General features: G+C 46.2%; 3 protein-coding genes. 2 read left to right on the forward strand and 1 reads right to left on the reverse strand.

What is annotated here, in order from left to right; all coding sequences use genetic code 11:
- The first annotated feature begins 16 nt into the window (after positions 1-16).
- Positions 17-895 (forward strand): carbohydrate ABC transporter permease, encoded by an 879-nt coding sequence (locus tag AC3WQ3_RS14055; protein WP_127536859.1) that lies wholly within the window; start codon positions 17-19, stop codon positions 893-895.
- Between the two features lie 42 nt (positions 896-937).
- Positions 938-5,428, forward strand: a complete 4,491-nt coding sequence (locus AC3WQ3_RS14060) for a carbohydrate binding domain-containing protein (protein WP_492472569.1) — start codon at positions 938-940, stop codon at positions 5,426-5,428.
- A 65-nt stretch (positions 5,429-5,493) separates the two neighbouring features.
- Here AC3WQ3_RS14060 and AC3WQ3_RS14065 read toward each other — a convergent pair whose 3' ends face one another.
- Positions 5,494-6,399, reverse strand: a complete 906-nt coding sequence (locus AC3WQ3_RS14065; RefSeq protein WP_492472570.1) for a LysR family transcriptional regulator — start codon at positions 6,397-6,399, stop codon at positions 5,494-5,496.
- Positions 6,400-6,456 lie beyond the last annotated feature (57 nt).

A 6,456-nucleotide genomic window follows, 5' to 3' on the forward strand; every position in this document is an offset into this window, starting at 1 on the left:
GAGAGGAGAAAAGGGCTTGTATTACAAAACAAAAGGCTATCGAATATTCAGCGTTGCGAATTATATTTTTCTGGGCGTACTATCTCTGCTTTGCATTCTGCCTATTATTCATATTTTGGCCGTTTCGTTCAGCAGCATGGCACCGGCCTCAGCCAATCTTGTCGGCTTCTGGCCGATTGGCTTTACGACAGATGCATATGTCAAAACGTTCGGCAATTCAAATTTCATTAATTCCTTGCTGGTTTCGGTTAAACGAACCGTCATTGCTACCGTGATCGGTATGGTGATTATGTTACTTACCGCATTCCCGCTGTCGAAAGAAGATCTCAATTTCAAAGGCCGCTCGATCTACACCTGGTTCTTTGTATTTACGATTTTGTTCAGCGGAGGTCTAATTCCGAGTTATATCTTGGTCCAGAAACTAGGACTGATGGATACGATCTGGGCACTGGTGCTTCCAGGTGCACTGTCCGTGTGGAATGTTATTCTGATGATGAACTTCTTCCGTGGTCTGCCTAAAGAGCTGGAGGAAGCAGCTTATCTGGATGGAGCAGGTCACATTAAAACGCTGGCACTGGTATATGTACCGCTATCCATGCCTGCGATTGCAACCTTGTCATTGTTTACCATGGTAGGTCAGTGGAACTCTTGGTTCGACGGCATGATCTATATGTCCGATGTCAAAAATTACCCACTGGCTTCCTTGCTACAAACCATTATCGTGCAGCAAGACCTCAGTAAAATCAACGTGGACCCATCCATGCTGGAGAATGTTTCCCAGCGTACGGTTCGTGCAGCACAGATTTTCATCGGGGCATTGCCGATTTTGGTCATATATCCATTCTTACAACGCTTTTTCGTTAAAGGTATCGTCATTGGGGCAGTAAAAGAGTAGTACTGCCCTGCAATTGACCACACATTCTAGGGAGGAATATGAGTGAAAAAAGGGTTGGCTTGTCTTGTAGCAGGAAGCATGATCGTTTCACTGGCAGCTCCGGCCGTAGTCGGGGCAGAACAGATGAAGCAGCAAACGGTAACGGAGCAGGAGCAGGCGTCAAGCCTGCTTCGGGCACCGTACAAAGATTTGCAGGGACATTGGGCTGAAAATGCAGTGATGCGTATGCAGGATATGGCGCTCACTAAAGGTTATACGGACGGCACATTCAGACCGAGTGAACGTATCAGCCGTGCCGAATTTGTTGTAATGCTCGATCGGGTGTTCGGATTCGCTGGAGGCCCCGGCGCGGCGTCATACACAGACATTAGTGAAAAAGACTGGTATTATGATGCGATCATACGAGCAAGTGGATCTGGCATTATTCAGGGAACTGATGCAACACATCTGTCCCCCCAGCTTCCGATTACCCGGCAGGATGCTGTCGTGATGGCAGATCGTGCGTTTCAGTTATCGACAGGATGTGAGAATAAATCGCTCGGTTCTGCGTTTAAAGACGACAAAGATGTAGCTGATTATGCTAGGAATGCAATGAACTACTTTATAAACAATAAAATTGTAAACGGATACAACGGAAATCTTGCACCTGAATCCAACATTACGAGAGCAGAAGCTGCTACCATCGTGTCTACGTTGATAGCAGATATTCAAAGCAAACCCGGCACCTATGAATCCAACGTAGAAGGTAATCTGATTGTCCGCTCAACCGATGTGACACTGAAAAATACAACAGTTAACGGCAACTTGCTCCTTACAGAAGCCATTGGAGAAGGTACAGTGAAGCTCGACGGGGTAACGGTCACTGGAAGTGTAATCGTGAAGGGCGGAGGAAACCACTCAATCGATATTCATAACTCCAAACTAAATCGAGTTGTGGTAGACAAAAACACCAGTCCGGTACATGTGAAGATCACAGGGACAACTCAAATTGAAAACTTGTTTATTGAACAAAAGGCTACAGTTGAGTTGTCTGCCGAGAGTACGATTAATACATTAAAAGTAAGCAGCAAAGCCCGTAATACCATGATTGACAGCACAGGTAAAATCAATCTGCTGGACGTAGATGCAGACAACGTATTGCTTAATGGGAAAGCGGTTGCACCAGGACAATACAAGGATAGCACTACGCCTGGGACAGGACAGTCCGAGCAACCAAACGCTGCTGCACCAGGTACTTCTAACGGTGGCAATAATTCTAGTACAGGTGGGGGCGGCTCTTCCAATTCAGGCGGAACGACACCATCCGTACCGGGCAATCCTTCAGGTGAAAAACCGATTCCTGCAACGACGATTCCGGATGAGCATTGGGAAATGGTCTGGAATGATGAATTCAATGCACCTTCCGTGGATGCATCCAAATGGACCGTTCAGGATACGGAGCTTGTGTACAACAATGAGTTGCAATATTACAGCCCGAATAACACACGTATAGTTAAGGATGGCAACCGCAATGTATTGCAGATTGAAGCAAAGCGGGAGCAGAAAGGCAGCAAAAATTATACTTCTGGTAAACTGATTACGAAAGAGAAGGGCGATTGGACGTACGGAAAAGTGGTCGTACGAGCGAAATTGCCCGCGCAGCAGGGCATGTGGCCTGCAATCTGGATGATGCCTACAGATGAAGCACATTACGGAGGATGGCCAGCTTCCGGGGAGATCGACATTATGGAGTTGATTGGCGGTACAAACAAAGATCATGAAGTATACAGTACGATCCATTACGATTCCCCAAAACCAGATGGTTCTCACGGGCATGATCAAGGCAAGTTTACCTTGCCGCAAGGTGAATCGTTTGCAGATGATTATCATGATTTTCAGGTGGAATGGCTGCCTGGCATGATTCGTTTCTACGTTGACGGCAAACTGCATCATCAGGTGAATAACTGGGAGACGACAGCAGCGCGACAGCCGGAGAGTTACACCTTTCCTGCTCCATTTGATCGTCCGTTCTATTTAATTCTCAATCTTGCCGTTGGGGGAGACTGGCCGGGATCGCCGGAAAGTGATTTTGTCTCTGAGAAGATGAATGTTGATTTCGTTCGGGTTTACGAGTACAAGAAACTGAGCGAATGGCCGGACGTAACTTCTAATCCGATCGAACCTGAATGGCAGCGGGAACCGCAAGCGGATGGAAACCAGATCTACAATGATCGCTTTTCTGAAGGTGTGAATGTAGATGGTGTGCCGAACGAATGGAATTTCCTCACGAATGCAGGCGGGGCTGGTAAGGTAGAGGTTATTGATGATGTGCAGAAGGGCAAGGCAGCGAAAGTAACGATCTCACAAGCCGGAACCGAAAGTTATTCCGTACAACTGACACAAATGCCGATGTATATGAAGAAAAACAGAAAATACAAAGTGCAGTTCGATGCCAAGGCATCTGCTGATCGTGTCATTCGTTCGAAAGTAACGCAGTTTGAAAAAAGCTGGACAAATTACTCCGACGATAAGAGCTTCTCATTAACTACAGATTGGCAACCGTATGAATACACCTTCAACATGCGGAATGGGGCAGACAACAATGCAAGGTTTGAATTCAATCTGGGATTGAATGAAGGTGAAGTTACGGTGACCAATGTGCGGTTGACAGATATCGGTGAAGCCGACTCTCTTCCGGTGGAACGCAAAGCACTGCCGGATGGAAATTATGTCTTTAATGGCACATTTGATCAAGGGAAGGATCGCCTCGGCTTCTGGTCCAAACAGGTTAAGTCTGATGCTGAAGCGCAGATTACCGTGAACAACTTCCTGAAGTTCCCGATCATGGAACGGCAGCTCGTGGTCGACGTTCTACGAACGAACGGCCATTCTGATCAGGTGGCTGTGGTACAGCCGGGAATGAAGCTGGAAGCGGGCACTACCTACGGATTCTCTTTTGATGCAAAGGCGGATTCGCCACGTACGATGGATTTGGATTTGTCTACCGCAGAAGGTCATGATGTGCAGGTGAATCAAGGACAGCAGATCCAACTTGGTCAGGAACTCAAGAATTATTCGGGTGAAATTGTGATCGGACAGAACGCAACGACAGCATCAACGGTAACAGCCGAACTGAAGCTTTTATTCGGCAGTTCCGAAGGGAAGGTCTACATCGACAATGTGAAGCTGACCAAACGAGGTAAGCCGGTAACAATTCAAGGCTACACTCATATTCCTGCCACGGATGCATGGATGATGGAAGGTCTGCAGCTCGAAAATTCCGATGAAGGCGGCAAACATGTCAGCTACATGGACGAAGGTGATCTGCTGCAATTCAAAATCGATACAGCAAATGATGGCGTATATGCATTCTCCACAAGGATGGCAAGTGCCAAAGCCGATTCAAAAGTTCGATTCAGTGTGCAGGATGAACAAGGCACAACGGTTGCAAGCTCCGAACTTCTGCTTGGAGATACGGGGGGATGGCAATCCTATAAGACGGTATATCTGCCAGCAGTTTCACTGAAAGCCGGAACATCATATTATGTCAATTTTGAAGGGAACGAATATAATACACGTTGGTTGGACGTTTCACAGAATAAAGTAAGGAATGGCGAACTGACCGCAGATGGAACGGATTGGACTCTAATTCCCGACGTGCTCTCGGCTACGTATGGGAAAGACCATGGAATTAATATTACGTTGCCGGCTGCAACCGACGATGAGTGGGATTCGTTTTTCCAGCAGGGTTCGATTGCTCTTGAGGCTGACAAGACCTATCGTCTGAGCTTTGAAGCTTCAGCCTCTGCACCTAAATCAATACAGGCTGTGGTCTTGCAAGGTAATGGCGGCGAAGCCAAGTATATGGATGAAAACGTAGATCTGACTGAAATTAAGCAGCCTTACACCTTCACATTTACAATGGGAGAAACAGCGGATGCGGCGGCCTTACTGAACTTTGGTCTTGGCAGACCGCTAGCGGAAGAGCACAGTGTATCCATTCAAAATGTGATGTTGTTCGAGGTGAACCCGGGTGCGGATCAGGGGGGACAGCCGGTACACGTCAATCTGATCCCGAATGGGGACTTTGCCAAAGGAAGTGAAGGCTGGTTCAAATATGCAGCCGGTGTTGAATCTGACCTTGCGATTCATGTTGAGAATCAGCAGCTGCAAGCTGTAATCGGTCAGGCGGGAACGAATCCGTGGGACCGGCAGGTTATTAATGAAGGTTTTGCAATGCAGCAGGGAACCAAGTATAAGCTGACGTTCAAGGCCAAAGCGGATAAAGCGCGCAAAATGGGGGTGGGTATCGGCTGGGTGGATGTTCCCGCTGGATACGCGTGGCATGGATTTTATGGGCAGCAAGTGAGCTTATCCACGGAAGAACAAGAGTACACCTTCACATTCGATACAACCGAACCAAGCTATGCAAACAGCCGTATCGTATTTGATATGGGGAATATTACAGGTGACGAAGACGGTAACACCACAATTACGTTGTCTGGTGTCAGCCTGACCAATCTTGGCCCGGTGCAGACAGCCGTAGCTGATTAAATCATCACTAATGGAAGATGGGTAAAAATGAAGAAGGCAGCCGGGTGAATCCCGCTGCCTTTTTGTCATGAATTCTTTCTGTTCTTAACCACCGTAAAGAGGTCAGCATTCAATTCATAATACATAGAGATAAAATCGCGAAAATGTTGAACCGAAGGAGACAATGTTTTTTGTTTCGTCCAGGATAAACTAATCGGGTAGATCGCTGAATCATCAAAAATTTTTATATAGTGCAACCCCAGTTTTCTACATACGGAAACAGGTAACAAAGCAACTCCCTGATCAAGCTTGATGATTTCAAGCAGTGTGTGTGAATCCACTTCAAAGGCCTGATTGGGTACGAAGCCTGCTTTCCCGCAGAGCATGGTGGTAAAGTTGCTGTACTCCACATTATCGGCAAGAGATATGAAGGGTTCGTTTGCAAAAAGATGTAACGAGATGTTTGTCTTTCCAGCGTACGGATGATGGGAAGGTACAACAAGAACAATATCCTCATTAACCAGCACACAACTCTCAATCTCCTCATCCTGGATCGGATGACCTGTTATTCCTACATCGATGTCCCCTTTTTGCAAGCTTGTGATGATTTCGCTCTTCGTTCCAATGCCTTGATGAATCTGAGTTTGCGGGTTGCTATTAATATATTCGCTAATTAGCCCGGTAAGGAATCTTGGATTCGTAATCGAAATTCGAATGATGTTAGAAACGTGTTGTTCTTCCGATTGGATCTCCAGTTGTGCATTTTCAATTTCGGTGAAAATCCGATTAACATGCTTCAACAGAATTTTCCCTGACGAATTTAATTGAATGTTTCTTCCTTTTCGATCAAACAAGGTTGTACCAAGCTCATCCTCTAATCTTTTGATCGTCAGGCTTAAGGAGGGCTGAGCAATATTCAGTTGTTGAGCTGCTTTGGAGATATGTTCGGTATAGGCAACGGTTTGAAAATATTTGAGCTGCAGCAATTCCATTCGTTTCGCACTCCTTATTTATTTCAATAAATATATATAGTACTTATTATGTATTAT

The sequence above is a fragment of the Paenibacillus sp. FW104-T2 genome, assembly GCF_058789975.1.